This is a genomic window from Microbispora bryophytorum (assembly GCF_043197435.1).
Taxonomy (GTDB): Bacteria; Actinomycetota; Actinomycetes; order Streptosporangiales; family Streptosporangiaceae; genus Microbispora; species Microbispora bryophytorum.
Window position 1 is genome coordinate 216,099 of the sequence record NZ_JBICTF010000005.1, and the last position, 21,629, is coordinate 237,727.

The following is a 21,629-nucleotide window of genomic DNA, read 5'->3' on the forward strand; positions in this document are numbered from 1 at the left end:
CCTCAGGACAGGGACTTGAGGAAGTGCGCGGCGACCGGGGCGGCCACCCCGCCGCCCATGCCGCCGGCCTCCACGACGACGGCGAAGGCCAGGTCGCCGCGGAAACCCATGAACCAGGCGTGCGAGTCGAGTTTCGGCCCGGTGCCGAACTCGGCGGTCCCGGTCTTGCCCGCCGTGCCCGCGGGCAGTCCTGCGGCGTGGGCGGTGCCCTTGGTGACGACGGCCCGCATCATCGACCGCAGGCTCGCGACGACCTCACCCGGCAGCTTCTTGGGGCCGGCCTTCTGCTCCAGCGAGGGCACCAGCGTGGGTGGCCGCCAGGAGCCGTCGGCCACCGCCGCGGCCACGTTCGCGATCACCAGCGGGCTCGCGGTGATCCTGGCCTGCCCGAACGACTCCGCGGCCAGTTCGGCGTCGCTGGTGGCCTTCGGCATGCTGCCGGGGGTCGCCGGGACGCCGATGCGCAGCGGCTGGTTGAAACCCAGGTCCGTCGCCAGGTCGTACAGCTTGCGCGCGCCCAGCTTCTGGGCGGCGAGCGGGGCGAACGTCGTGTTGCACGAGTGGGCGTAGGAGTCGAGGAACGACAGCGACCCGAACGCCTCGTGGTCGGAGTTGCGGATCTTCAGCCCGCCGACGACCGCCTCCTCTGGGCAGGTCACCCGGCTCGCCGGGGTCAGCCCCTCGGCCAGCAGTCCGGCGGCCGTGATCGTTTTGAACGTGGATCCCGGGGCGTACTTGCCGTCCAGCGCGCGGTTGAAGCCGCCCTTGTTGTTCACGACGGCGAGGATCTCGCCCGTCGAGGGTTTGACGGCGACGAGCGAGGTGGGCTTGTCCAGGTCGCGCACCGCGTCGGCGGCGGCCTTCTGCACCTTCAGGTCGAGGCTGGTACGGAGGTCCTTGCCGGGGGAGCCCTTGACGGTGTGCAGGGTCTTGCGGCTCTCGCCGACCACCTGGATCTCCGTGGTGGGGGTGCCGGCGAGCTGCTTCTGGAACGTCTCCTGCAGGCCGCCGCGGCCCACGGCGTCGCCCTTCTTGTAGGCGGTGCCCAGCTTCTCGACGTCCTTGTCCGTCGCCTTGTCCAGGAAGCCGACGAGCTGCTGCACCGAGCCGCCCACGTCGCCGCCGTCGATGCGCTCGCCGTTGGCGTCGGTGACGGCCGCCCGCTGCGGCCACGACGTCCTCAACGCCAGGTGGTTGGTCCCGTCGAGCGCGGGATGAACCGCGGACGGCGACCAGTCGACCTTCCAGTAGTGGTCCTTGACCACGAGCGCGAGCGAGCCCTTGTAGGTCCAGTCGCCGACGTTCTTCACCGTGGCGGTGGCGGTGTAGGAGGCGGTCGCCCGGTCGTCCTTCTCCGCGCCGGCCCGTACGTCGCGGACGGCGACCTTCGTCACCGCGAGGTTCTTGGTGAGCTCGGCGTACGCCGCGTCGAAGCCGGCGGCGGGTGAGGCGAGCTCGGCCTTCATCGCCGCGAGGTCGCCTCTCGACCAGGCCGCGGTGAACCGCGCCGCCGTCTCCTGCGGCGTGCCGCGCGTGTGCAGCACGTAGTAGGCGCCGCCGGCGGCCGTCCCGGCCAGCACGACGGCCACGGCGGCCGAGATCGCGACGGTACGTCCTCGCGGCACGCGCACCCCCAATGACGGCCCTGTGGTCGGGTTCAGAGCCTAGCGGGGCCGACTGGCATTTACACTCCGGCTTCGCCGGCGCCCTTGACGCTGGCGGCGTACCGGGGAACGTACTCCTGGCCGGACAGGCGCTGGATCGCGACCATGACCTCGTCGGCCACCCTCCGCCGGTCCCTGGCGCTGCCCGCGTCGCCGGTGAAGGTCATCGGCTCGCCGAACCGCACGCCGATGCTGTGCAGGCGCGGCACCGAGGTGCCGGGCGGCAGCACCTTCTGGGTGCCGAGCATGGCGACGGGCACGACCGGGGCGCCGGTGGTGAGTGTGAGCCAGGCCACGCCGACCTTCCCCCGGTACAGCCGGCCGTCGGGGGAGCGGGTGCCCTCGGGATAGATGCCGAACAACTCGCCCGCCTTCAGGACCTCCACCGCGGCGTCCAGCATGTCCTGGGCGGCGGAGACGTTCTCCCGGTCGATCTCCATCGCTCCCATCGCGCGCATCCAGGCCGCGGCGACGGGGTTGCCGGTGAAGTACTCCTTCTTGGCCACGAACCGCACCATGCGCGGCACCAGGGCCGGCATGAAGAACGAGTCGAGCACGGACAGGTGGTTGGAGGCGATGATCGCGGGCCCGTGCGTGGGGACGTTCTCGCGTCCCTCCATCCGCGGCCGCCACAGCGCGTGCATGACGGGAACGCTGACGAGCTTCAGGGCGGGGTAGAGCACGGCCTCTCCTTCTCCGGTCCGACGGACATACCCTAGGCCGCCCGGACCCCTGTTCAGGTGTAGGCCCCCTGCAACACACCGCCTGATGTTTTGTACGGCTTCACCAACACTTCTTTGCGCCCAGGCGAGGTCGGAACCCCCTGGCGGTGTGGGGCCGAGCCTGGGGAAAAGACACGGCGCCCCGCGAGAACGAGTCTCGCGGGGCGCCCACGTCGAGGGCCGATGTGGCGGTCGCCTCCTCGGCGAGATGCACAACACGGCTCCAGCCGAACGGTATTCCGTGAAGGCGGTGATTGCGGCCCGGGGGACACAAACCACATCGGCCATGGATGACTCTAGCCGACTTTCGCCTCTGCTTTCTCCCGCCCCCCGTATCGGTGTCCGTCATCAGCGGCCAAAGCCCGCGTGCACTATCGTCGCCGGGTGGCGCATCTGATCAGAACTGAGCGGCTCGTGCTGCGGCGCTGGCGCGAGGAGGACAAGGAGCCTTTCGCCGTCCTGAACGCCGATCCGGTCGTCATGGAGCACTTCCCGGCCACGCTCTCCCGGGAGGAGAGCGACGCTCTGGCCGAGCGCGTCGAGGTCGCGTTCGGCGAGCGCGGGTTCGGCTTGTGGGCGGTCGAGGCGGACGGGGAGTTCATCGGCTTCACCGGGCTGTCGGTTCCGAGGTTCACCGCCCACTTCACCCCGTGTGTGGAGATCGGCTGGCGGCTCGCCCGGTCCGCCTGGGGGCGGGGATATGCCACGGAGGCGGCGCGGGCGTCGCTGGAGGACGGGTTCGGCCGGGTCGGTCTGACCGAGGTCGTCTCGTTCACGGCGGTGCCGAACGTCCGCTCGCAGGCGGTCATGCGGCGGCTGGGGATGACCCACGATCCCGCCGAGGACTTCGACCACCCGGTGCTCTCCGAGGGTCACCCGCTGCGCCGCCACGTTCTGTATCGGATCCGGAGGCGGAAGTGAGCGGCATGCGGTTGCTGGTGCTGGGCGGCACGACGTTCGTCGGCCGGTGGGTGGTCACGGCGGCCGTGGAGCGCGGCTGGCACGTCACCACGTTCACCCGCGGGCTGGTCGGCTGGGCCCACCCCGGGGCCGAGGCGGTGATCGGCGACCGGCTGCGCCCGGCCGGCCTGGCCCCGCTCGCCGAGACCCGGTGGGACGCCGTGGTGGACACCTGGGCGGGCGCGCCCCGGGTCGTGCGCGACAGCGCCCGCGCGCTGGCCGGGTGCGCGGGCCGGTATGCGTATGTCTCCAGCAGGGCGGTGTACGCGCCCCCGACGCCGGCCGGCCTGAACGAGGACTGGCCCACGGTCGAGGCGTCCGCGGACGCCGAGGACACCGGCTACGCCCCGAACAAGCGGGGTGGCGAGATCGCCGTGGAGGAGGCCTTCGGCGACCGCGCCGTGCTGGCCAGGGCCGGGCTGATCCTCGGGCCGTACGAGGACCAGGGACGGCTGCCGCACTGGCTGCTGCGGGCCGCGCGGGGCGGGGAGATGCTCGCCCCCGGCCCGGCCGACCAGCCGTTCCGCTACGTGGACGTGCGGGACCTCGCCGCCTGGCTTCTCGACGCGGCCGAGGGCGGCGTGCCGGGCCCGGTCAACCTGGTCAACCCGGAGGGGCACTGCACGACCCGCGACCTGCTGGAGGCCGCGGCCGAGGTCACCGGCGGGCTCGCGGAGCCGGTCTGGGTCGAGCCCGAGGCGATCGAGGCCTCCGGGATCGACCGGTGGGCGGCGCTGCCGGGATGGATCCCGCCAGGTCCCGCGCAGGCCGGGCTCATCCGGACCGACGTCGGCCGGGCCCTGGCCACCGGGCTGCGGTGCCGCCCGGTGGCGGAGACCGTCGCCGACACGTGGGCGTGGCTGAGCGGGCCCGGCGACATCCCCGACTTCCCGCCCGGAGTGGACCCCGCCGAGGAACAGGCCGTGATCGATGCCTGGCGGCGACCGGCGTCGTGACGCGATGACGGACGACCTGCGCGAGGCGGCGCGACGGGCCGCGGACACGGCGGCCGACCACCTGGCCGCGGTTCCCCGCGGCCCGGTGTGGCGGCCGGTGGCCGGCCCGGACCTCGACTGGCTGACCCGGCAGCCGCTGCCCGCCGCGGGGCGCCCGCTCGCGGAACTGCTCGGCGACGCCGACCGGCACGTGCTGCCCTACCCGATGGGCAACGGGCACCCCCGGTTCTTCGGCTGGGTCAACTCCCCGCCCTCGGCGGCCGGCGTCGTGGTCGCCCCGATGGCCGCGGCGATGAACCCGAGCTGCGCAGGGGGCGAGCACGCGGGCGTCCTGCTGGAGCGCACCGCCGTGCGGTGGCTGGCCGAGCTGGCAGGCTTCCCCCACCGGCCGGGCGCCGGGCTGCTGACCAGCGGAGCGTCCATGGCCACCGTCGTCGCGCTCGCGGCGGCCCGGCAGCGCGCCGTCCCGGACGTACGGGAGACGGGCCTGTACGGGCGCCCTCCGCTGGCCGTCTACCTGTCGGAGGAGGGCCACAGCTGCCTGCGCAAGGCGGTCGAACTGCTCGGCCTGGGCAGCGAGCACATCCGCACCGTCCCCGTCGACGACGCGTTCCGCATGGACACCGCCGCGCTGCGCCGCCTCGTCGCGGCGGACCGTGAGGCGGGCGTGCGCCCGTTCTTCGTGGCGGCAAGCGCGGGGACGGTCAACACCGGGGCCGTCGATCCTCTGCAGGACGTCGCCGAGGTCGCGCGCGAGCACGGGCTGTGGTTCCACGTCGACGGCGCCTACGGTGCGCTCGGCGTGCTCGCGGACGAGTGCCGGCCCGCGTACGCCGGGCTGGAGCTGGCGGACTCCCTCGCTCTGGACCCGCACAAGTGGCTCGGCGTCCCGGTCGGCTGCGGATGCGTCCTGTTCCGCGACCCGTCGGGTCCGCGCGCGGCGTTCAGCCTCGTCCCGCCCTACCTGCGGGACGACGACGCCGGGGAGCTGGGGTGGTTCTCCGAGTACGGGCCGGAGCAGACCCGGCCGTTCCGCGCGCTGCGCGTGTGGGCCACGATCGCGCACCTGGGCCACGACGGCGTCGCCGGACTGGTGCGCCACACCACCCGGCTGGCCCGCGTCCTGGGCACGATGATCGAGGAGTCCGCCGACTTCGACCTGCTCGCCCCGGTCGTCACGTCGGTCGTCGCGTTCCGATACCGGCCCGCGGGTCTCGACGCCGCCGCCGTGGAGACGCTGAACGAGGTGATCCCCGCCGCCGTGCAGCGGCGCGGACGCGCCTTCCTCACCGGCACCCGGCTGCGCGGCGCGGCGGCTCTGCGCGCCTGCGTGCTCCACCCGGACACGGCCGAGGCCGACCTCGCGGTCCTGCTGGAGGAGATCCGCGCCGCCGCGTGACGCTCAGGCGGCGGCGGTCAGGTCGCGGATCGCCCGCAGCACCTCCTCGGCCCGCTCGACGTGCAGGTGCTGGTGGGAGGCGCCGTCGATCACGCGCTGCCGCCCTCGGGGCACCGAGCGGGCGATCGCCGCGTGCAGGGCGCGCACCCCGTCGTGTGCCGCACGCATCACCTCCTCCGGCATGAACTTCGCCCAGTAGGGGTTCACGCCGCCGGCGGTCAGCACGATCAGCGGGACGTCGGGCAGCGGTCCGCCGTCGCGCAGCTCGTCGTAGACCTCGGTCTCGAAGTTCTCCGTCTCCCGCAGGCTCGTCCGCCACGACGCCAGGTGGTGGTCGATCAGCGCCTCGCGAACCGGCGCGGGCCACTCGGCGTACAGGCGGGCGTACGCCTCGCGGGCGGCGCGGCGCTGCTCGTCGGTCAGCTCCGGCAGCCGCGCCGGGTCGGGCCGCATCCGCTCGGCCAGCTCGGCGGCCTGTGCCGGCATGTGGTCGAGGATGTCCTCGTGGCCGGGATCGAGCAGGAGGAGACCGGCGACCTCGCCTGGGAAGAGCTGGGCGTACCGGCGAGCGTAGAAGGCGCCGAGGGAGTGGCCGACCAGGAGGAACGGGCCCGGAACCGCCGCGGCTCGCAGGAGGTCGCGCAGTTCGACGGCGACCTCGGCCGCGCCGCGGGGGAGGGGCGCGGCCGTGCTCCAGCCCGTGCCGGCGCGGTCGTACAGCACGCTCGTGGTGAACGCGGCGGCGCTCTCCTGCACGTTCAGGAAGTCGAGACCCACCAGGCCCGCGCCGGGCAGGAACACCACGCTCGGCCCGCCCGAGCCCGAGCGGTGCAGCATCAGCCGCCGTTCGCCGACGTCGTACAGGCGCCCCAGGGGCGGGGCCGTTGTCTCCGATGACGGTCGTCCCATGCCGCCCTCTCTCACACTGATCGTTCGCATTTCTGCGAAAGGTAGCACACATGCGATCATTCGGACCATGGACGTGATGGAGGTGCTCGGGCATCCGGTGCGGCTGCGCGTCGTGCAGGCGCTCGCCGGTGGGCGGGTTCTCACGACATCGCAGTTGTGCGAGCGCATATCGGACGTGCACAAGGCGACCGTCTACCGCCACGTCCGCGCGCTCGCCGACGCCGGCGTAGTGGAGGTGGACGGCGAGCACCGGGTGCGCGGCGCGGTGGAACGGCGCTACCGGCTGCGCGAGCGAGTGGTGATCGACGCCGACACCGTGGCGGCGATGTCGCCGGAGGACCACCGGCGCACCTTCGCCACGGCGATGGCCGCGCTGATGTCCGAGTTCGACGCCTATCTCGGTCTGGACGGCGCCGATCCGGTGACCGACGAGGTGGGTTACCGGCAGCACGTGCTGTGGCTGAGCCGGGAGGAGCGTGCCGAGATGATCGAGGAGCTGCGCGCGACGATCGTCGCGCGGATGAGGAACGAGCCGGCGCCACAGCGCGGGCGGCATCTGCTCAGCCCGATCCTGTTCCCGGTCGAGACGCCCCCGCCGGACGCCGGGGCGTGACCGGCCTCGGGGACGTCGCGCTGCTGGCCGCCGCCGGGACGCTCGCCGGGCTGGTCGGCACCGCGGGCGGCATCACGTCGCTCATCTCCTACCCGGCCCTGCTCGCGGCGGGCCTGCCCGCCCTCGCGGCGAACGTGGCCAACATCGTCGCGCTCGTCGCCTGCTGGCCCGGCTCGGCACTGGCCTCGCAGCCCGAGCTGCGCGGGAAGGCGCCGTGGCTGCGTCGCTGGGTGCCGCTGTCGGCGCTGGGCGGGGCGGCCGGGTCGGCGTTGCTGCTGTCCACCCCGCCCGGCGTCTTCGCCCGCGTCGTGCCGTTCCTCGTGGCCGCGGGTTCGCTGGCGCTGCTGGCACAGCCCCGCCTCGCCGTACGGCACGAGCGGCGCGGTTCACCAGACGCCGCTCTTCCGCTCGGGCTGACCGCCCTGTCGGTCTACAACGGGTATTTCGGCGCGGGGTCGGGGGTGATGATCCTCGCTCTCCTCCTGGTGACGGCCGAGCCGCGGCTGCCCGCCGCCAACGCCCTGAAGAACATGCTTCTCGGCGCGGGAGCCCTGGTCTCCGCCGCCGGATTCGCCGTCTTCGGGCCCGTCGACTGGGCCGCCGTCGCCCCGCTCGCCGCGGGCCTGTTCGCCGGGTCCACGCTCGGTCCCCGGGTCGCCCGGCGCCTGCCGGCCGGGCTGCTGCGCTGGCTGGTCGCCGTGATCGGCCTCGGCCTGGCGGTCCGCCTGTGGGTCGCGCCGGGCACCTGACCGCCGCCGCATACCCGCATGCTGCCGGCTGCCGGCTGCGTTTGTCCGGCATCGAGGCACCGCACTACCGTGCCAGTGTGGATCTCTTCACACGCTCGTGGACGGCATTGCGCGGGGCGGTCGCCGAACTGCCGGACGAGGACTTCGCACAGCCGTCCGGCTGTGCCGGCTGGCTTGTGCGGGATCTGGCGTGTCATCTGGTGATCGACGCTCAGGACGTCCTGATCACCCTCGTGACCCCGGCGGAAACGGAACCGACCCGTGACGCGGTGACCTATTGGGAGGTCTCCGCGACGCCGCCGACCGGCGACGATCCGCTCGACGCGCTGATCGTCCGGCTGGCCGCCGCCTACGAGGAGCCTCGGCTGCTCAAGTTCCACCTCGACGACGTCGGCTCCGCCGCCGGCCGCGCCGCGAGGCTCGCCGACCCGGACCTGCGGGTCGGCACCCGCGGCGAGGTCCTCACCGCGGGCGACTACCTTTCGGCGTACGTCCTGGAGTGGACGCTGCACCACCTCGACCTGGTCGCGCATCTGCCGGGCGCGGCGGAACCGCCCGCCGAGGGGCTCGCCCGGTCCCGGGACATGCTGGAGAAGATCGCCGGGACCGCCTTCCCCGCGTCGTTCTCCGACAAGGACGCACTGCTGGTCGGCACGGGCCGCCGCGCCCCGGCCGACGCGCAGGAGGCCGAGCTGGGCGAGCTGGCCGCGAGACTCCCCCTCGTCCTCGGCTGATCGTCCGGCTCGTGGGAGTGTCGCTTGACGATGTCCCGGCGCGCGTGCCATCCTGATTACGGGACTGAGGTTGACACTACAGATACGTGTGGACATTCGTTTGCACGTTGCTTTATGATGCCTTCTGCGCTCGCTCTTTGGCATCCCCTTCCGCTCCAGATCGGTAGAGCTGTCGTCCGGCGTGCGCGTAGTCGATCCGCGAGCCTTCGGAAGGACATCTGTTGGCAGCCTCGCCCCACCCTTTGGCCATACCACCCGGTCCTCGTCGCGTGTCTTTCGCGCGCATCGAGGAGCCGCTCGAAGTGCCCGACCTTCTCGCCCTGCAGACCGAGTCCTTCGACTGGTTGGTGGGCAACGAGAAATGGAAGGGCCGGGTTGAGGCGGCTCGCCAGGCCGGGCGCAAGGACGTCCCGGCCCAGTCGGGTCTTGAAGAGATCTTCGAGGAGATCAGTCCCATCGAGGACTTCTCCGGAACCATGTCCCTGTCGTTCCGGGACCACAGGTTCGAGGCGCCCAAGTACTCAGTCGATGAGTGCAAAGACAAGGACATGACCTACTCCGCCCCGATGTTCGTCACGGCGGAGTTCATCAATAACACCACAGGTGAGATCAAGAGCCAGACGGTGTTCATGGGCGACTTCCCGCTCATGACGTCGAAGGGCACCTTCATCGTCAACGGCACCGAGCGTGTCGTGGTCTCCCAGCTCGTCCGGTCGCCCGGTGTCTACTTCGACCGCAGTGTCGACAAGACCTCCGACAAGGACCTGTTCGGCTGCCGGGTGATCCCGTCGCGCGGCGCGTGGCTCGAGTTCGAGATCGACAAGCGTGACAGTGTCGGCGTGCGCATCGACCGTAAGCGCAAGCAGCCGGTGACGGTGCTGCTGAAGGCGCTGGGCTGGACCAGTGACCAGATTCTGGAGCGTTTCGGTCAGTACGAGTCGATGCGGGCGACTCTGGAGAAGGACCACACCTCTGGTCAGGACGACGCGCTGCTGGACATCTACCGCAAGCTGCGTCCGGGCGAGCCGCCGACCAAGGAGTCGGCGCAGGCGCTGCTGGAGAACCTGTACTTCAACCCGAAGCGCTACGACCTCGCCAAGGTCGGCCGTTACAAGATCAACAAGAAGCTGGGCGTCCAGGCCGACATCACTCAGGGCACGCTGACCGACGAGGACATCGTGTCCACCATCGAGTACATCGTCCGGTTGCACGCCGGCGAGGACTCGATGCGAGTCGCCGGCAGTGAGGTCATCGTCGAGACCGACGACATCGACCACTTCGGCAACCGCCGTCTGCGCACGGTGGGCGAGTTGATCCAGAACCAGGTCCGGCTGGGCCTGGCCCGCATGGAGCGCGTCGTGCGCGAGCGCATGACGACGCAGGACGTCGAGGCGATCACGCCGCAGACCCTGATCAACATCCGCCCGGTCGTGGCGTCGATCAAGGAGTTCTTCGGCACCTCGCAGCTTTCGCAGTTCATGGACCACATCAACCCGCTGGCCGCGCTGACCCAGAAACGACGCCTGAACGCGCTGGGTCCCGGTGGTCTGTCGCGTGAGCGGGCCGGCTTCGAGGTCCGCGACGTGCACCCGTCCCACTACGGCCGGATGTGCCCGATCGAGTCGCCGGAAGGCCCGAACATCGGCCTGATCGGCTCGCTGGCGTCCTATGGGCGGGTCAACGCCTTCGGCTTCGTCGAGACGCCCTATCGCAGGGTCGTCGACGGCAAGGTGACCGACGAGATCGACTACCTGACCGCGGACGAGGAGGACCGGTTCGTCAAGGCGCAGGCCAACACGGCCCTCAATCCAGACGGCTCGTTCGCCGAGCCTCGGGTCCTGGTGCGGACCAAGGGTGGTGAGACCGAACTCGCCCGTGCCGAGGAGGTCGACTACATCGACGTGTCGCCGCGTCAGATGGTGTCGGTGGCGACGGCGATGATTCCGTTCCTGGAGCACGACGACGCCAACCGGGCGTTGATGGGTTCGAACATGCAGCGTCAGTCGGTGCCTTTGCTCAAGAGCGAGGCTCCGCTGGTCGGCACGGGGATGGAGTATCGCGCGGCGACCGATGCCGGTGATGTGATCACGGCGGAGAAGGCCGGTGTGGTGGAGGAGGTCTCGGCCGACTACATCACGGTGATGAACGACGACGATACGCGGACGACGTATCGGGTGGCGAAGTTCAAGCGGTCGAACCAGGGCACCTGTTTCAACCAGAAGCCGATCGTGGCCGAGGGGGATCGGGTCGAGCGGGGTCAGGTCGTCGCCGACGGTCCGTGCACGGACAACGGTGAGATGGCGCTGGGCAAGAACCTGCTGGTGGCGTTCATGCCGTGGGAGGGTCACAACTACGAGGACGCGATCATCCTGTCCCAGCGTCTGGTGCAGGACGACGTGCTGTCGTCGATTCACATCGAGGAGCACGAGGTCGACGCCCGCGACACCAAGCTGGGCCCCGAGGAGATCACCCGGGACATCCCGAACGCCTCCGAGGACGCGCTGGCCGACCTGGACGAGCGGGGCATCATCCGGATCGGCGCCGAAGTGGAGACCGGCGACATCCTGGTGGGCAAGGTCACTCCCAAGGGCGAGACGGAGCTGACGCCCGAGGAGCGGCTGCTGCGCGCGATCTTCGGTGAGAAGGCGCGTGAGGTTCGCGACACCTCGCTGAAGGTGCCGCACGGTGAGACCGGCAAGGTCATCGGGGTGCGGGTGTTCAGCCGTGAGGAGGGCGACGAGCTTCCTCCGGGTGTCAACGAGCTGGTCCGGGTGTATGTGGCGCAGAAGCGCAAGATCACCGATGGGGACAAGCTGGCCGGTCGTCACGGCAACAAGGGCGTCATCTCCAAGATCCTGCCGGTGGAGGACATGCCGTTCCTTGAGGACGGCACGCCGGTCGACATCGTCCTCAACCCGCTGGGCGTGCCCGGCCGGATGAACGTCGGTCAGGTGCTGGAGACCCATCTCGGGTGGATCGCCGCCCAGGGCTGGGACGTCTCCGGTGTCGAAGAGGCCTGGGCCGAGCGCCTGCGCGACAAGGACCTGGACAGGGTCGAGCCCTGGACCAACGTCGCCACCCCGGTGTTCGACGGTGCCGGCGAACAGGAGATCATCGGTCTGCTGGGCAGCACCCTCGTCAACCGCGACGGCGACCGGACGGTGATGCCCAGCGGCAAGGCGCGGCTGTTCGACGGCCGCTCCGGCGAGCCGTTCCCGCACCCGATCTCGGTGGGCTACATCTACATCCTGAAGCTGCTGCACCTGGTCGACGACAAGATCCACGCTCGCTCGACCGGCCCGTACTCGATGATCACCCAGCAGCCGCTGGGTGGTAAGGCGCAGTTCGGCGGCCAGCGCTTCGGCGAGATGGAGGTGTGGGCGCTGGAGGCCTACGGCGCGGCATACGCGCTGCAGGAGCTGCTGACGATCAAGTCCGACGACGTACTGGGCCGAGTGAAGGTCTACGAGGCCATCGTCAAGGGCGAGAACATCCCCGAGGCGGGCATTCCCGAGTCCTTCAAGGTCCTCATCAAGGAGATGCAGTCGCTCTGCCTCAACGTCGAGGTCCTCTCCAGCGACGGCACGTCGATCGAGATGAGGGACACCGACGAGGACGTCTTCCGCGCGGCGGAGGAGCTCGGCATCGACCTGTCCCGGCGTCCCCACGAGGGCGCGATGACCGTCGACGACATCTGAGGAACGGCAGGCCCGGTCAGCGGGCGGCGCCGGGGACGCGAAGCCGGTCGACGGCCTCGCGGCGGCGCCGCTCCGGCCGCCGGTCGTAGCGGGCGGTGGTGGCGGGGGAGGCGTGGCCCACCAGGGCCTGGGTGGTGGCGAGGTCGACCCCGGCGTCGAGCAGTTCGCCGATGAACGTGCGCCGGAAGTCGTGCGGCGTACGGGGGGACGCCCCGGCGGCGGCCAGGCGCCGGGAGACGATGTCGGCGATGGCCTGGCCGGTCATGTGGGCCAGCCGCAGCCGCCCGCCCTTGTTGACGGGGCAGAACAGGGGGCCCGTCGCCCGGCCGCGTACGGCGAGCCAGAGGCCGAGGCGTTCGACGGCTTCCGCGGTCAGGTAGACCAGCCGTTCCTTGTCGCCCTTGCCGCGCACCCGCAGGGAGCGCGCATGGGGGTCGAAGTCGGCCAGGGTGAGCCCGGCGATCTCGGCGCGGCGGCAGCCGGTGGAGTAGAGCGCAGCCAGCATCGCGCCGTCGCGGCGGCCGGCGGGGGAGGGGTCGTCGTCGCACACCTCGAGCGTGGCCGCCAGCGCCTCGGCCTCGACGTGCCGTCCCGCCGGGACGCGGGTGTGCTTGTAGGCGGGCAGGTCGGCGGCCCGCTGGTAGTCCTCGCCGGTCATCAGGCCGAGCCGCCACGCCTCCTTCAGCACGCGCCGCAGCGCGACCAGGTGCTTGTTGACATGGGAGGGCGACCAGCCCTGCTCGCGCATCAGCGTCCGCAGCCGGATGGTGTGCTCGTAGCGGAGCAGTTCCCAGGGCTGGCCGGCGCCGGTCGCCTCCGGGTCGCCGGTGATGAGGCGGGCGATGCGGTCGAGGCAGCCCCTCATCGTGCGCTTGGACTCGGGACTCTGCAGCGCGTCGAGATACACCCGGTAGGGGTCGCGCTCTGGCCGTGCGGGGGTGTTCCGCTCGGGGACGGCGGGGGTGTCCATCGCCTCGATCCTACTATGAATCTACATTGTAAAGGCGCCCGGTCACTGCAAGATCATCTGCACCTAACGGCCGAACCCTCGACGACAATGAGGGAATCATGCGAATCGGGATTCTCGGGCCGCTGCGGGTGACCGGCACTCCTATCAGGGGTGCGCGCCTGCGTGTGCTGCTGATCCGGCTCGCTCTGGAGCCCGGAAAGGTGGTCACCGCCGAGACGCTCGCCGACGACCTGTGGGAGGAGCCACCGGCGAACCCGGCGGCGGCGCTGCACTCCCTGGTGTCGCGCCTCCGTCGTGAGCTGCAGAAGGGCCTGCAAGAGGAATCGCAGGAGGAATTACGGGGTGCCGTGGTGTCGCATCCGGCCGGTTACCTGCTCGACGTCCCGCCGGAGGCGGTGGACGCGGCGGAGTTCGAGCACCTGCTGCGCGCGGGCCGGGCCGAGCGTGATCCCCGGCGTGCCGCCGCGGTCCTGCGGTCCGCCCTGTCACTCTGGCGCGGTGCGGCGCTCGCCGACGCGGCGGACCTGCCGTTCGCGCGGGTGGCGGCGGCGCGCCTGGAAGAGTTGCGCCTTTCCGCGCTGGAGGCCCGGGTGACGGCCGACCTCGCCGTGGCGGGCGCGGCCGCGCCCGGAGCGCTGGTGGCGGAGCTGGAGGAGCTCGTCGCCGCGCACCCACTGCGTGAGCCGTTCCACGCTCTGTTGATGCGTGCGCTGTGCGCGGCGGGACGGCGCGGAGACGCACTGAAGACGTTCGAACGCGTCAGGCGGCGGCTGGCGGACGAGCTGGGTGTCGATCCCGGGCCGGAACTACGCGCGGCACACCTTGAGGCGCTGCGCGACCCGCCCGCGACGCCGGCCGCACCGACGCGGGCCGTACGGGGGAACGTGCCGGCGCCGGTGACGAGCCTGGTCGGGCGGCGGGAGGACGTGGCACGGGTGCGTGGCCTGCTGTCGGCCGCACGGCTGGTCACGCTGACCGGACCGGGCGGCGCGGGCAAGACCAGGCTGGCGGTGGAGGTCGCGGGCGGGCTCACCGCCGCTTCGGGGGTGTGGTTGGTCGAGCTGGCCTCTGCCGGGGATCCGGCGGACGTGGCCGCCGCCGTGCGCGCGACCATACCTCCGGCGGCGCCCGAGCCGGACGGGGACGTCGCGAGGCGGCCGGCCGGGTCGCCGCTCGACGCGCTGGTGGAGGCGCTGGCGGGCCGGGAGCTCGTGCTCGTGCTGGACAACTGCGAGCACGTGGTGGACGGCGTGGCGGCGGTGGCGGAGCGGCTGTTGGCGGGGGTGCCGGGGCTGCGGGTCCTGGCGACCAGCCGGGAGCCGCTGGACGTTCCGGGGGAGCATCTCCATCCGGTGCGGCCGCTGGCGCTGCCCGGCGTTGGGGCGGACGCGGCGCGGGCGCTGGAGTTCCCGGCGGTGGCGTTGTTCGCGGCGCGGGCGTCGGCGGCGCGTCCGGGGTTCGCGGTGGACGAGTCCGTGGTGGCCGATGTGGTCGCGGTCTGCCGGGAGCTGGACGGCCTGCCGCTCGCGATCGAGCTGGCGGCGGCCCGGCTGCGGTCGTTCACGGTGCGGCAGCTCGCGGAGGCGGTGGGGGAACGGCTGACGCTGCGCGGTGGCCGTACGGCGGGGCCGCGGCATCGGACGCTGCGGGCGGTGATCGACTGGAGCTGGGATCTGCTGTCACCGGGGGAGCGGGTGGCGTTGCGCCGGTTGTCGGTGTTCGCGGGCGGGGCGACGGCGGAGGCGGCGCTGCGGGTGTGCGGGGCCGGCCTGGAGACGGTGGCCGCTCTGGTGGACAAGTCGCTGGTCGTCGTGGCCGAGCCGGACGGGCCCGGGGGCCGGGCCTCGCGGGTGCGTTACCGCTTGCTGGAGACCGTCCGGGCGTACGCGGCCGAGCGGCTGGAGGAGGCGGGCGAGGCGCAGGCCGTGCGGGACCGGCATCTGAGCCTGTTCCTGGAAACGGCGGAGGAGTCCGAGCCCGGGTTGCGTACGGCCGACCAGCTTGGCCTGCTGGCGATGCTGGACGCCGAGCGGGGGAACCTCGACGCGGCGCTCGGCCATGCCGTACGGACCGGGCGGGAGCGGCAGGCGCTGCGGCTGTTCATGGCCAGGTTGTGGGCGTGGACGGTGCGGGGACGGGGCGACGAGGCGGCCAGGTGGGCGCGGGCGATCAGGGCGGCGCGGGGTGATGCCCCGCCGCCCGGGCTGGAGCTGCCGCACACGTTGTGTGCGCTGCTGGCGTCCGGCGGGCCGAGTGCGTCGCCGGAGGCGCTGCGCGTGGTCGAGGAGTCGGGCCATCCCGTGGCGTTGTGGGCCTGGATCGTGGGGGTCAGGCCCGCGGGCGCGGGCGTGGACCACTGGCGCAGGGCGCTCGCGGCGATGCGGGCGTTCGGCGATCACGAGGACCCGTGGGCGCGGGCGACGGCGCTGCTGATGGGCGGGATCGGCGAGTTCGAGTACGGCAGGGCGGGGGCGAGGGCGGCCGAGGGGTGGCTGCGGGAGGCGCTGGCGGGCTACCGCGCGCTGGGGGAGCGGTGGGGGCTGTCCCTGGCGCTGTACTGGTTGTCGCTGGCGGCGGAGAACCGGGGGCAGGCGGCCGAGGCGCTGACGCTGCTGGAGGAGGCGGCGGAGCTGGCGGGGCTGCTCGGGGGGATGGAGGCGGTTCCCGTCCCGTTGATGCTGCGGGTGCGGTTGGCCCAGTTACGCGCCCGTACGGGTGATCTGGCGGGGGCGGATCGGGAGCTCGCGCGGGCTGGTGAGGTGGCCGGCCGTACGGGGGATCGGGTGGCGGCGGCGCGGGTGCGGCAGGCCGCCGGAGAGGTGGCGCGGCGGCGGGGGGAGCTCGGCGAGGCGGAGGGTCTGCTGGTGGGGGCGTTGGATCTGGTCGGCGGGCAGGCGGGCGTGCCGGGGCAGTTTCTGGCCACGGTGCATGTCGAGCTGGCGCGGGTGCGGGCGGGGCGCGGTGACCGCGAGGCGGCGTGGCGGTCGTTGCGCTCGGCGCTGGAGTCGTCGGGGCGCGCGGGTGACGAGACGGTGCGGGCGACGGTGCTGGAGGCGGTGGCCGAGTGGTGCGCCGTCGGCGGGGACCTGTCGCGTGCCGCGCTGCTCGCGGGTGCGGCGCGGTCGCTGCGCGGGCTGGACGGCGTTTCCGACGGCGTTTCCGACGGCGTTCCCGGGGACGTGCCTGGGTCGTGCCCCGGGGTGTGCGCCGGGGTGTGCGCCGGGGTGTGCTCTGACGGGGGGACCCCGCGTCCGCAGCCGCGGCTGAGGTTCGTCAGGACAGTTGCGCGCGCACCCATCGAGGGTCGGGATTGACGTGCGGTTCGCCCGCCACGACCACGGTGGGCACCGTCTCGTCGCCGCCGGTGGCGGCCCGCACCGCCGCGGCGCCGTCCGGGTCGCGCCAGATGTCGACCCAGTGCATCCGGTGGGCGTGCCGGCCGAGCCGGGTGCGGAGCCGCATGCAGTAGCGGCAGCCGGGGCGCCAGTAGACGATGGGCCGACCGTCGGCCGCGCTGCGGCGCAGCGCCTCCGCCGCGCTGACGGACCTCGGGAACATCAGCGGGGACAGCAGGACGGCGCCGACCAGGAAGATCAGGAGCAGTGTGACGGCGGCGACCGGGGACCCCTGGGCGATCTGCCGCGCCGCTGCGGTGAGCCCGGCAGCCAGGAAGAGGATCGGCAGCATCCATCGGCGCAGCATGGCGATCACGCTAACGCATCCGCCCGGGGTGTCGGCGGACGAGGGGGGCCGGTTGATCGACGAGCTGACTGTCGCCCGAGCACGACCGGCGCAGCCCGTCCAGCACGAGGGTGATGACACCGTCGGCCTCGGCCCGCCAACCGGGGCGGTCATGGGCGGCGCCGATGCCGTGCAGTGCCATCATGACGGCACCGGCATCCACGTCGTCGCGGACGGCGCCGTCCTTCACGGCGGCGGCCACCAGGTCGGTGACAGCCTGCTCCAGCGCCCGGCTGCCCTCGGCGAGGGCACCTGAGCCGACGGCCATGAGCGTGGCCAGCGTCCGGGCGAGGCCCTGGTGGGCGTCTATGTGGTCGACCATGCCGCGTAGGAAGGTCGCCAAAGCCTCCGCCGCGGGCAGCGTGGCCTGCAGCCGGCGGGCGCGGTCGCACAGCGCGGCGACTTCCCCGTGGTAGACCGCCTCGGCCAGTGCCTCCCGGGTGGGGAAGTGGCGGTACAGCGTGCCGGTGCCCACCCCGGCCAGGCGTGCGAAGTCGTCGAAGCGCAGGTCGAAGAAATCACCGGCGTCGAAGACCTCTCGTGCCGTGGCGATCAGGGCATCGCGGTTGCGTCGGGCGTCGGCCCGCAGCGGCTTGTCGGCGGTCATGGGCTACCTCGCGTTGACAAGTGGAGATGACCTCCATATTTTAGCAAAGTGGAGATTGCCTCCAGATCGATCGTACTCCACGAGGTGCAACGTGAAGATCCTGATGTTCGGCCGGGGCGTGATCGCCACCGTCTACGGCTGGGTCCTGCACCAGGCGGGACATGACGTCGAGTTCTACGTCCGGCCGGGCCGCGCGGCGACGTACGGAGACGCGGTGGACCTCGACCTGTTCGATATGCGGCGCCGGGTGTGGGGGCGGCGCGTCGTCGAGAAGTGGCCGGTGCGCTACCGCGAGGCGCTGGAGCCGGACCACGACTTCGACCTGATCGTGCTCAGCGTGCCGCACCATCGCCTCCCGGTGGCGACGGCCTTCCTGTCCCCGCGTGTCGGCCAGGCCACGGTGCTGGTCTTCGGCAACCTCTGGACCGAGCCGTCGGCCGCGATCGGCGCACTCCCCGTCGACCGGATCGCCTGGGGCTTTCCCCAGGCCGGTGGCGGTTTCGGCGCGGACGGCGTGCTCCGTGGGGGGCTGCTGCCGTCGGTCGTCTTCGGCACCCTCGGCCAGCCCCCGACCGTACGGGAGCGGGCCGTGCGCCAGGCGTTTCGCGAGGCCGGGCTCCGGCTCAAGGAGCAGCCTGACTTCCGCGGCTGGCTGTGGGTCCATTTCGTGTCGGACGCCGGCCTGTTCTCGCAGGGCCTGCGGCTGGGTTCCCTGTCCAAGCTGGCCGGGTCGACGAGCGACTTCCGCGAGGCGCTGCTGACCGGCCGCGAACTGCTGCCGCTCCTCAAGGCACGCGGCGTCGACCTGCGACGTCACCGGGGCGGTGTGCTGCTGTTCCGTGCGCCCACCTGGCTGACGGCTCCCGCGCTCGCCTGGCTGACCGCTCATGTCGCGCCGATGCGCGCGAATTTCGCCGCGCACTCCGACCCCGACGCAGAGGAGCCGCGTGAGGTCTGCCGGGACACCCTGGCCGAAGCACGCCGGTTGGGCGTCGCGGTACCGCGACTGGAAGCGGCGGAACCGAGCTTCGCCCGCGAGGTGACAGGCTGAGTGAGCGGGCCCGCTGGAGCGCTTCGCGGTCGCAGCCGGCGTCGCGGGCCGTGCCGCCGGGTGCGGTGCTGTTCAAAGAGTCGGTAGGCCCGGGGCCGGGTCCGCGCGTGCCTGCGTGACTATGCCTTCGCGTCCGGGGAACCTGCCTTGGCGGAGATCCGCACAGCGGCGCGGAGGGGACGGAGGCAGGGCGATGGCGACCACCGCGGGCGAGGCCCGGGCCGGTGCGGCGCCGGTCAGTCTGCGGCTGCCGGGGATCGTGCTCGGGGTGGGACTCGGCGGGTTCGTCGACGGCATCCTGCTGCACCAGCTCCTGCAGTGGCATCACATGCTGAGCAGCACCAACAGCGATCGCATCGGGGTGCGGTATTACAACCCCCGCACGGTCTCCGGGCTGGAGATGAACACGGTGTGGGACGGCATCTTCCACGCGGTGTGCTGGCTCGCGGTGCTCATCGGCCTCGCGATCCTGTACTCCAGGGTCACCCGAGAGCGGCGGCGGGTGTGGACCTCGCGGGTGCTGTGGGGGTGGATCCTGGCCGGCTGGGGGATCTTCAATCTCGTCGAAGGCGTCCTGGATCATCACATCCTGGCCATCCATCACGTCCACGGCGGTCCCTACCAGTTCTGGTGGGACATCGGTTTCCTCGTCCTGGGCGCGCTGCTGCTCGCCGGGGGCTACCTGCTCGCGCGCAGCGGCCGGTCCTTCGACCCCGCCGAGACCCCGCGCGGACGGGCCCGGCGTGATGGGCCAGTGACGTGATGGGCCATGACGTGATGAACCACGGTGTGATGGGTCACGGTGTGATGGACCACGGTACGCACGTGGCGGGGTTGCCGGGGGCGCTGCCGCCGGTGCTCGCCCTGCTCGTCTACCTGCACCTGGTCCGGCGGGCGCGCCGCCGCAACCCCGTAGTGGGCTGGAGCCGGTGGCGCACGGCGAGCTTCGCCACCGGGGTCGCGCTGTCGGCGGTGGCGCTCCTGCCGCCCGTCGCGCCGTTCGCGCACGCCGACTTCCGCGGCCACATGGTTCAGCACCTGCTGATCGGCATGTACGCCCCGATCGCGCTGGTGCTGGGCGCTCCGGTCACTTTGCTGCTGCGGACTCTGCCCGCCCGCGGCGCGCGGCGGCTGTCCGCGGTCGTGCACAGCCGTGCCGGCCGGCTGCCGACCCATCCGGCGACCGCCCTGCTGCTGTCGACCGGCAGCCTCGGCGTGCTCTACTTCACCCCGCTCTACAACGCCGTCACGGCCCTGCCCGCCGGGCACTGGCTGCTGCACGCGCACTTCCTGCTGTCTGGCTGCCTGTTCGCGCATGCCGTCGCCGGTCCCGATCCCGCGCCCGCCCGGCCCGGCGTACGGGCCCGCCTGGTCTACCTCGGCTGCGCCATCTTCGTGCACGCGGTCGTCGCACAGCTGATGTACGGGGGCTTCTGGGTGAACGTGCACGCGCCCATTCCCGAGATCCGGGGCGGCGCGGAGATCATGTACTACGGCGGCGACATCGCCGAACTCCTCCTGGCGGCCGCCCTCGTCTCCTCCTGGCGTCCGGAGCGCCGTTCCCGGCCCGCCGCCGGGCGGGTCAGGGGGGCCGTACGGGCCTGAAACGCGACCGGCCCGCCGCCGCGCGACGCGGGGCAGGCCGGTGGGTGCGGGCCGGTGAGTGCCGGCCGGTGCAGGGGGGCGCGACGGCGTCAGGCGCGGCTCGCCACTCGCGTGAGGAGCGGCTGGACCAGACGGGCAGCCAGGGGGCCGAAGGCGGCCAGGATCAGGACGTACGTCGCCGCCAGCGCACCCAGGTCGGGATGGGCGCCGGCGGCCACCGCCAGCCCGGCGATGACGATGTTGAACTCGCCGCGGGGGATGAGCGCGATGCCCGCGCGGACCCGTCCTGCACGGGCGATGCCGGCCCGTCGAGCGGCGTAGATGCCGGTCAGCAGCTTGGTGATCATCGTCACCAGGGCCAGGCCCGCGGCCAGGCCGGCGGAGGGCAGGATCTTGGTGGGGTCGGTCTGCAGGCCGAAGAACACGAAGAAGACCGCGGCGAACAGGTCGCGCAGCGGCGCGAGCAGCACCTGGGCGTCTTCGGCCAGTTCGCCCGACAGCGCGATGCCGACGAGGAACGCTCCGACCGCGGCCGACACCTGCAGCTGCTGGGCCAGGCCGGCCACCAGCAGCGCCAGCCCGACCACCTTGAGCACGAGCACCTCGGAGTTGGGGCTGGCGACGAACGCCTCGATGTAGCGGCCGAAGCGGAGCGCGACCAGCAGGACCACGCTCACGGCCACCAGCGCGACGGCCACGGCGACCGCTCCGGCGACCAGGCTCAGGCCCGCCAGCATGGCGGTCAGGATTGGTAGGTAGACCGCCATCGTGAGGTCCTCGAACACCAGCAGCGACAGCACTACCGGGGTTTCCCGGTTGCCGATCCAGCCCAGATCGGACAGGACCTTCGCGGTGATGCCGGAGGAGGTGGCGTAGGTGACGCCGGCCATGGCGACGGCGGCGACCGGCCCCCACCCGAGGAGCAGCGCCAAGATCGCGCCGGGGGCGGCGTTGAGCACGAGGTCGACCAGGCCGGCGCGGGCGTTGCCCTTGAGGCTGGTCACCAGCTCGTCGGCGTTGTATTCCAGGCCGAGGGTGAGCAGCAGCAGGATGACGCCTAATTCGGCGCCGGTGGCGGTGAACTCCTCGCTGGTGGCCAGGGGGAGGATGCCGCCGGTGCCGAAGGCCAGGCCCGCGAGGAGGTAGAGAGGGATAGGGGAGATGCCGACGCGCAGCGCCAGCGCTCCGAGGATGCCGAGTCCGAGGACGACGGCGCCGAATTCCAGGAAAAGTATCGCCGTATTGTGCACG

18 protein-coding genes are annotated in these 21,629 nt (G+C 72.2%); 11 read left to right on the forward strand and 7 right to left on the reverse strand.

Translation table 11 applies throughout. The annotated features are described in order from the left end of the window. Positions 1-2: 2 nt before the first annotated feature. On the reverse strand, positions 3-1,625 hold the full coding sequence (locus tag ACGFIB_RS18390; protein WP_393373210.1) for a penicillin-binding transpeptidase domain-containing protein: 1,623 nt from the start codon (positions 1,623-1,625) through the stop codon (positions 3-5). Positions 1,626-1,684: 59 nt separating this feature from the next. Further along, positions 1,685-2,347, reverse strand: coding sequence for a lysophospholipid acyltransferase family protein (locus ACGFIB_RS18395; RefSeq protein WP_393373213.1), 663 nt, complete (start codon positions 2,345-2,347; stop codon positions 1,685-1,687). Positions 2,348-2,770: 423 nt separating this feature from the next. Here ACGFIB_RS18395 and ACGFIB_RS18400 point away from each other — a divergent pair, with 423 nt between their 5' ends. Genes ACGFIB_RS18400 through ACGFIB_RS18410 form a run of 3 tightly spaced genes read left to right on the forward strand, consistent with a single transcriptional unit; the run spans position 2,771 to position 5,701 of the window. Continuing rightward, positions 2,771-3,307, forward strand: coding sequence for a GNAT family N-acetyltransferase (locus tag ACGFIB_RS18400; protein ID WP_393373216.1), 537 nt, complete (start codon positions 2,771-2,773; stop codon positions 3,305-3,307). A 5-nt stretch (positions 3,308-3,312) separates the two neighbouring features. After that, entirely contained in the window at positions 3,313-4,302 is a 990-nt protein-coding gene (locus tag ACGFIB_RS18405) for an NAD-dependent epimerase/dehydratase family protein (protein ID WP_393373219.1), read from the forward strand. 4 nt (positions 4,303-4,306) lie between these two features. Beyond that, on the forward strand, positions 4,307-5,701 hold the full coding sequence (locus ACGFIB_RS18410; protein WP_393373222.1) for a pyridoxal phosphate-dependent decarboxylase family protein: 1,395 nt from the start codon (positions 4,307-4,309) through the stop codon (positions 5,699-5,701). A 3-nt stretch (positions 5,702-5,704) separates the two neighbouring features. On the opposite strand, the gene ACGFIB_RS18415 is transcribed toward ACGFIB_RS18410, so the two are convergent. Beyond that, on the reverse strand, positions 5,705-6,610 hold the full coding sequence (locus tag ACGFIB_RS18415) for an alpha/beta fold hydrolase (protein WP_393373228.1): 906 nt from the start codon (positions 6,608-6,610) through the stop codon (positions 5,705-5,707). Positions 6,611-6,677: 67 nt separating this feature from the next. Between ACGFIB_RS18415 and ACGFIB_RS18420 the strand changes: the two genes are divergently transcribed. From ACGFIB_RS18420 to rpoB, 4 genes are all read left to right on the forward strand, one after another. Further along, positions 6,678-7,223: a helix-turn-helix domain-containing protein gene (locus ACGFIB_RS18420; protein ID WP_393373231.1), complete on the forward strand. Its 546-nt coding sequence runs from the start codon at positions 6,678-6,680 to the stop codon at positions 7,221-7,223. Next, on the forward strand, positions 7,220-7,972 hold the full coding sequence (locus ACGFIB_RS18425; RefSeq protein ID WP_393373234.1) for a sulfite exporter TauE/SafE family protein: 753 nt from the start codon (positions 7,220-7,222) through the stop codon (positions 7,970-7,972). The genes ACGFIB_RS18420 and ACGFIB_RS18425 overlap by 4 nt, the downstream gene beginning before the upstream one ends. Positions 7,973-8,049: 77 nt before the next feature. Continuing rightward, positions 8,050-8,706, forward strand: a complete 657-nt coding sequence (locus tag ACGFIB_RS18430; RefSeq protein ID WP_357247332.1) for a maleylpyruvate isomerase N-terminal domain-containing protein — start codon at positions 8,050-8,052, stop codon at positions 8,704-8,706. Positions 8,707-8,927: 221 nt separating this feature from the next. Further along, positions 8,928-12,404 (forward strand): DNA-directed RNA polymerase subunit beta, encoded by a 3,477-nt coding sequence (rpoB, locus tag ACGFIB_RS18435; protein WP_393373237.1) that lies wholly within the window; start codon positions 8,928-8,930, stop codon positions 12,402-12,404. 16 nt (positions 12,405-12,420) lie between these two features. Here rpoB and ACGFIB_RS18440 read toward each other — a convergent pair whose 3' ends face one another. Beyond that, positions 12,421-13,374: a tyrosine-type recombinase/integrase gene (locus tag ACGFIB_RS18440; protein WP_357252173.1), complete on the reverse strand. Its 954-nt coding sequence runs from the start codon at positions 13,372-13,374 to the stop codon at positions 12,421-12,423. 98 nt (positions 13,375-13,472) lie between these two features. On the opposite strand from ACGFIB_RS18440, the gene ACGFIB_RS18445 reads away from it, so the two are divergent. Beyond that, on the forward strand, positions 13,473-16,688 hold the full coding sequence (locus tag ACGFIB_RS18445) for a BTAD domain-containing putative transcriptional regulator (protein ID WP_393373241.1): 3,216 nt from the start codon (positions 13,473-13,475) through the stop codon (positions 16,686-16,688). Here the strand turns inward: ACGFIB_RS18445 and ACGFIB_RS18450 are convergent. Both ACGFIB_RS18450 and ACGFIB_RS18455 read right to left on the reverse strand, forming a co-directional pair. Next, positions 16,648-17,076, reverse strand: a complete 429-nt coding sequence (locus tag ACGFIB_RS18450) for a glutaredoxin domain-containing protein (RefSeq protein ID WP_357252179.1) — start codon at positions 17,074-17,076, stop codon at positions 16,648-16,650. The two genes, ACGFIB_RS18445 and ACGFIB_RS18450, sit on opposite strands and share 41 nt — an antisense overlap. A gap of 10 nt (positions 17,077-17,086) precedes the next feature. Next, positions 17,087-17,722 (reverse strand): TetR/AcrR family transcriptional regulator, encoded by a 636-nt coding sequence (locus ACGFIB_RS18455; RefSeq protein ID WP_393373244.1) that lies wholly within the window; start codon positions 17,720-17,722, stop codon positions 17,087-17,089. A 91-nt stretch (positions 17,723-17,813) separates the two neighbouring features. On the opposite strand from ACGFIB_RS18455, the gene ACGFIB_RS18460 reads away from it, so the two are divergent. The 3 genes from ACGFIB_RS18460 (at position 17,814) to ACGFIB_RS18470 (ending at position 20,378) form a co-directional block, all read left to right on the forward strand. Then, positions 17,814-18,773, forward strand: coding sequence for a ketopantoate reductase family protein (locus tag ACGFIB_RS18460; RefSeq protein ID WP_393373247.1), 960 nt, complete (start codon positions 17,814-17,816; stop codon positions 18,771-18,773). Positions 18,774-18,966: 193 nt separating this feature from the next. After that, positions 18,967-19,536, forward strand: a complete 570-nt coding sequence (locus ACGFIB_RS18465; protein WP_393373250.1) for a DUF2243 domain-containing protein — start codon at positions 18,967-18,969, stop codon at positions 19,534-19,536. Positions 19,537-19,580: 44 nt separating this feature from the next. Beyond that, entirely contained in the window at positions 19,581-20,378 is a 798-nt protein-coding gene (locus tag ACGFIB_RS18470) for a cytochrome c oxidase assembly protein (protein ID WP_393373253.1), read from the forward strand. Positions 20,379-20,467: 89 nt separating this feature from the next. Here the strand turns inward: ACGFIB_RS18470 and ACGFIB_RS18475 are convergent, their stop codons facing one another. Further along, on the reverse strand, positions 20,468-21,628 hold the full coding sequence (locus ACGFIB_RS18475) for a cation:proton antiporter (protein ID WP_357025791.1): 1,161 nt from the start codon (positions 21,626-21,628) through the stop codon (positions 20,468-20,470). Position 21,629: the final 1 nt, after the last annotated feature.

Coding starts and splice junctions, on each gene's coding strand:
- ACGFIB_RS18470 (WP_393373253.1), top strand. CDS start 19,581: ATGGACCACGGTACGCACGTGGCGGGGTTGCCGGGGGCGCTGCCGCCG.
- ACGFIB_RS18410 (WP_393373222.1), top strand. CDS start 4,307: ATGACGGACGACCTGCGCGAGGCGGCGCGACGGGCCGCGGACACGGCG.
- ACGFIB_RS18415 (WP_393373228.1), bottom strand. CDS start 6,610: ATGGGACGACCGTCATCGGAGACAACGGCCCCGCCCCTGGGGCGCCTG.
- ACGFIB_RS18445 (WP_393373241.1), top strand. CDS start 13,473: ATGCGAATCGGGATTCTCGGGCCGCTGCGGGTGACCGGCACTCCTATC.
- ACGFIB_RS18450 (WP_357252179.1), bottom strand. CDS start 17,076: ATGCTGCGCCGATGGATGCTGCCGATCCTCTTCCTGGCTGCCGGGCTC.
- ACGFIB_RS18420 (WP_393373231.1), top strand. CDS start 6,678: ATGGACGTGATGGAGGTGCTCGGGCATCCGGTGCGGCTGCGCGTCGTG.
- ACGFIB_RS18455 (WP_393373244.1), bottom strand. CDS start 17,722: ATGACCGCCGACAAGCCGCTGCGGGCCGACGCCCGACGCAACCGCGAT.
- ACGFIB_RS18405 (WP_393373219.1), top strand. CDS start 3,313: ATGCGGTTGCTGGTGCTGGGCGGCACGACGTTCGTCGGCCGGTGGGTG.
- ACGFIB_RS18440 (WP_357252173.1), bottom strand. CDS start 13,374: ATGGACACCCCCGCCGTCCCCGAGCGGAACACCCCCGCACGGCCAGAG.
- ACGFIB_RS18465 (WP_393373250.1), top strand. CDS start 18,967: ATGGCGACCACCGCGGGCGAGGCCCGGGCCGGTGCGGCGCCGGTCAGT.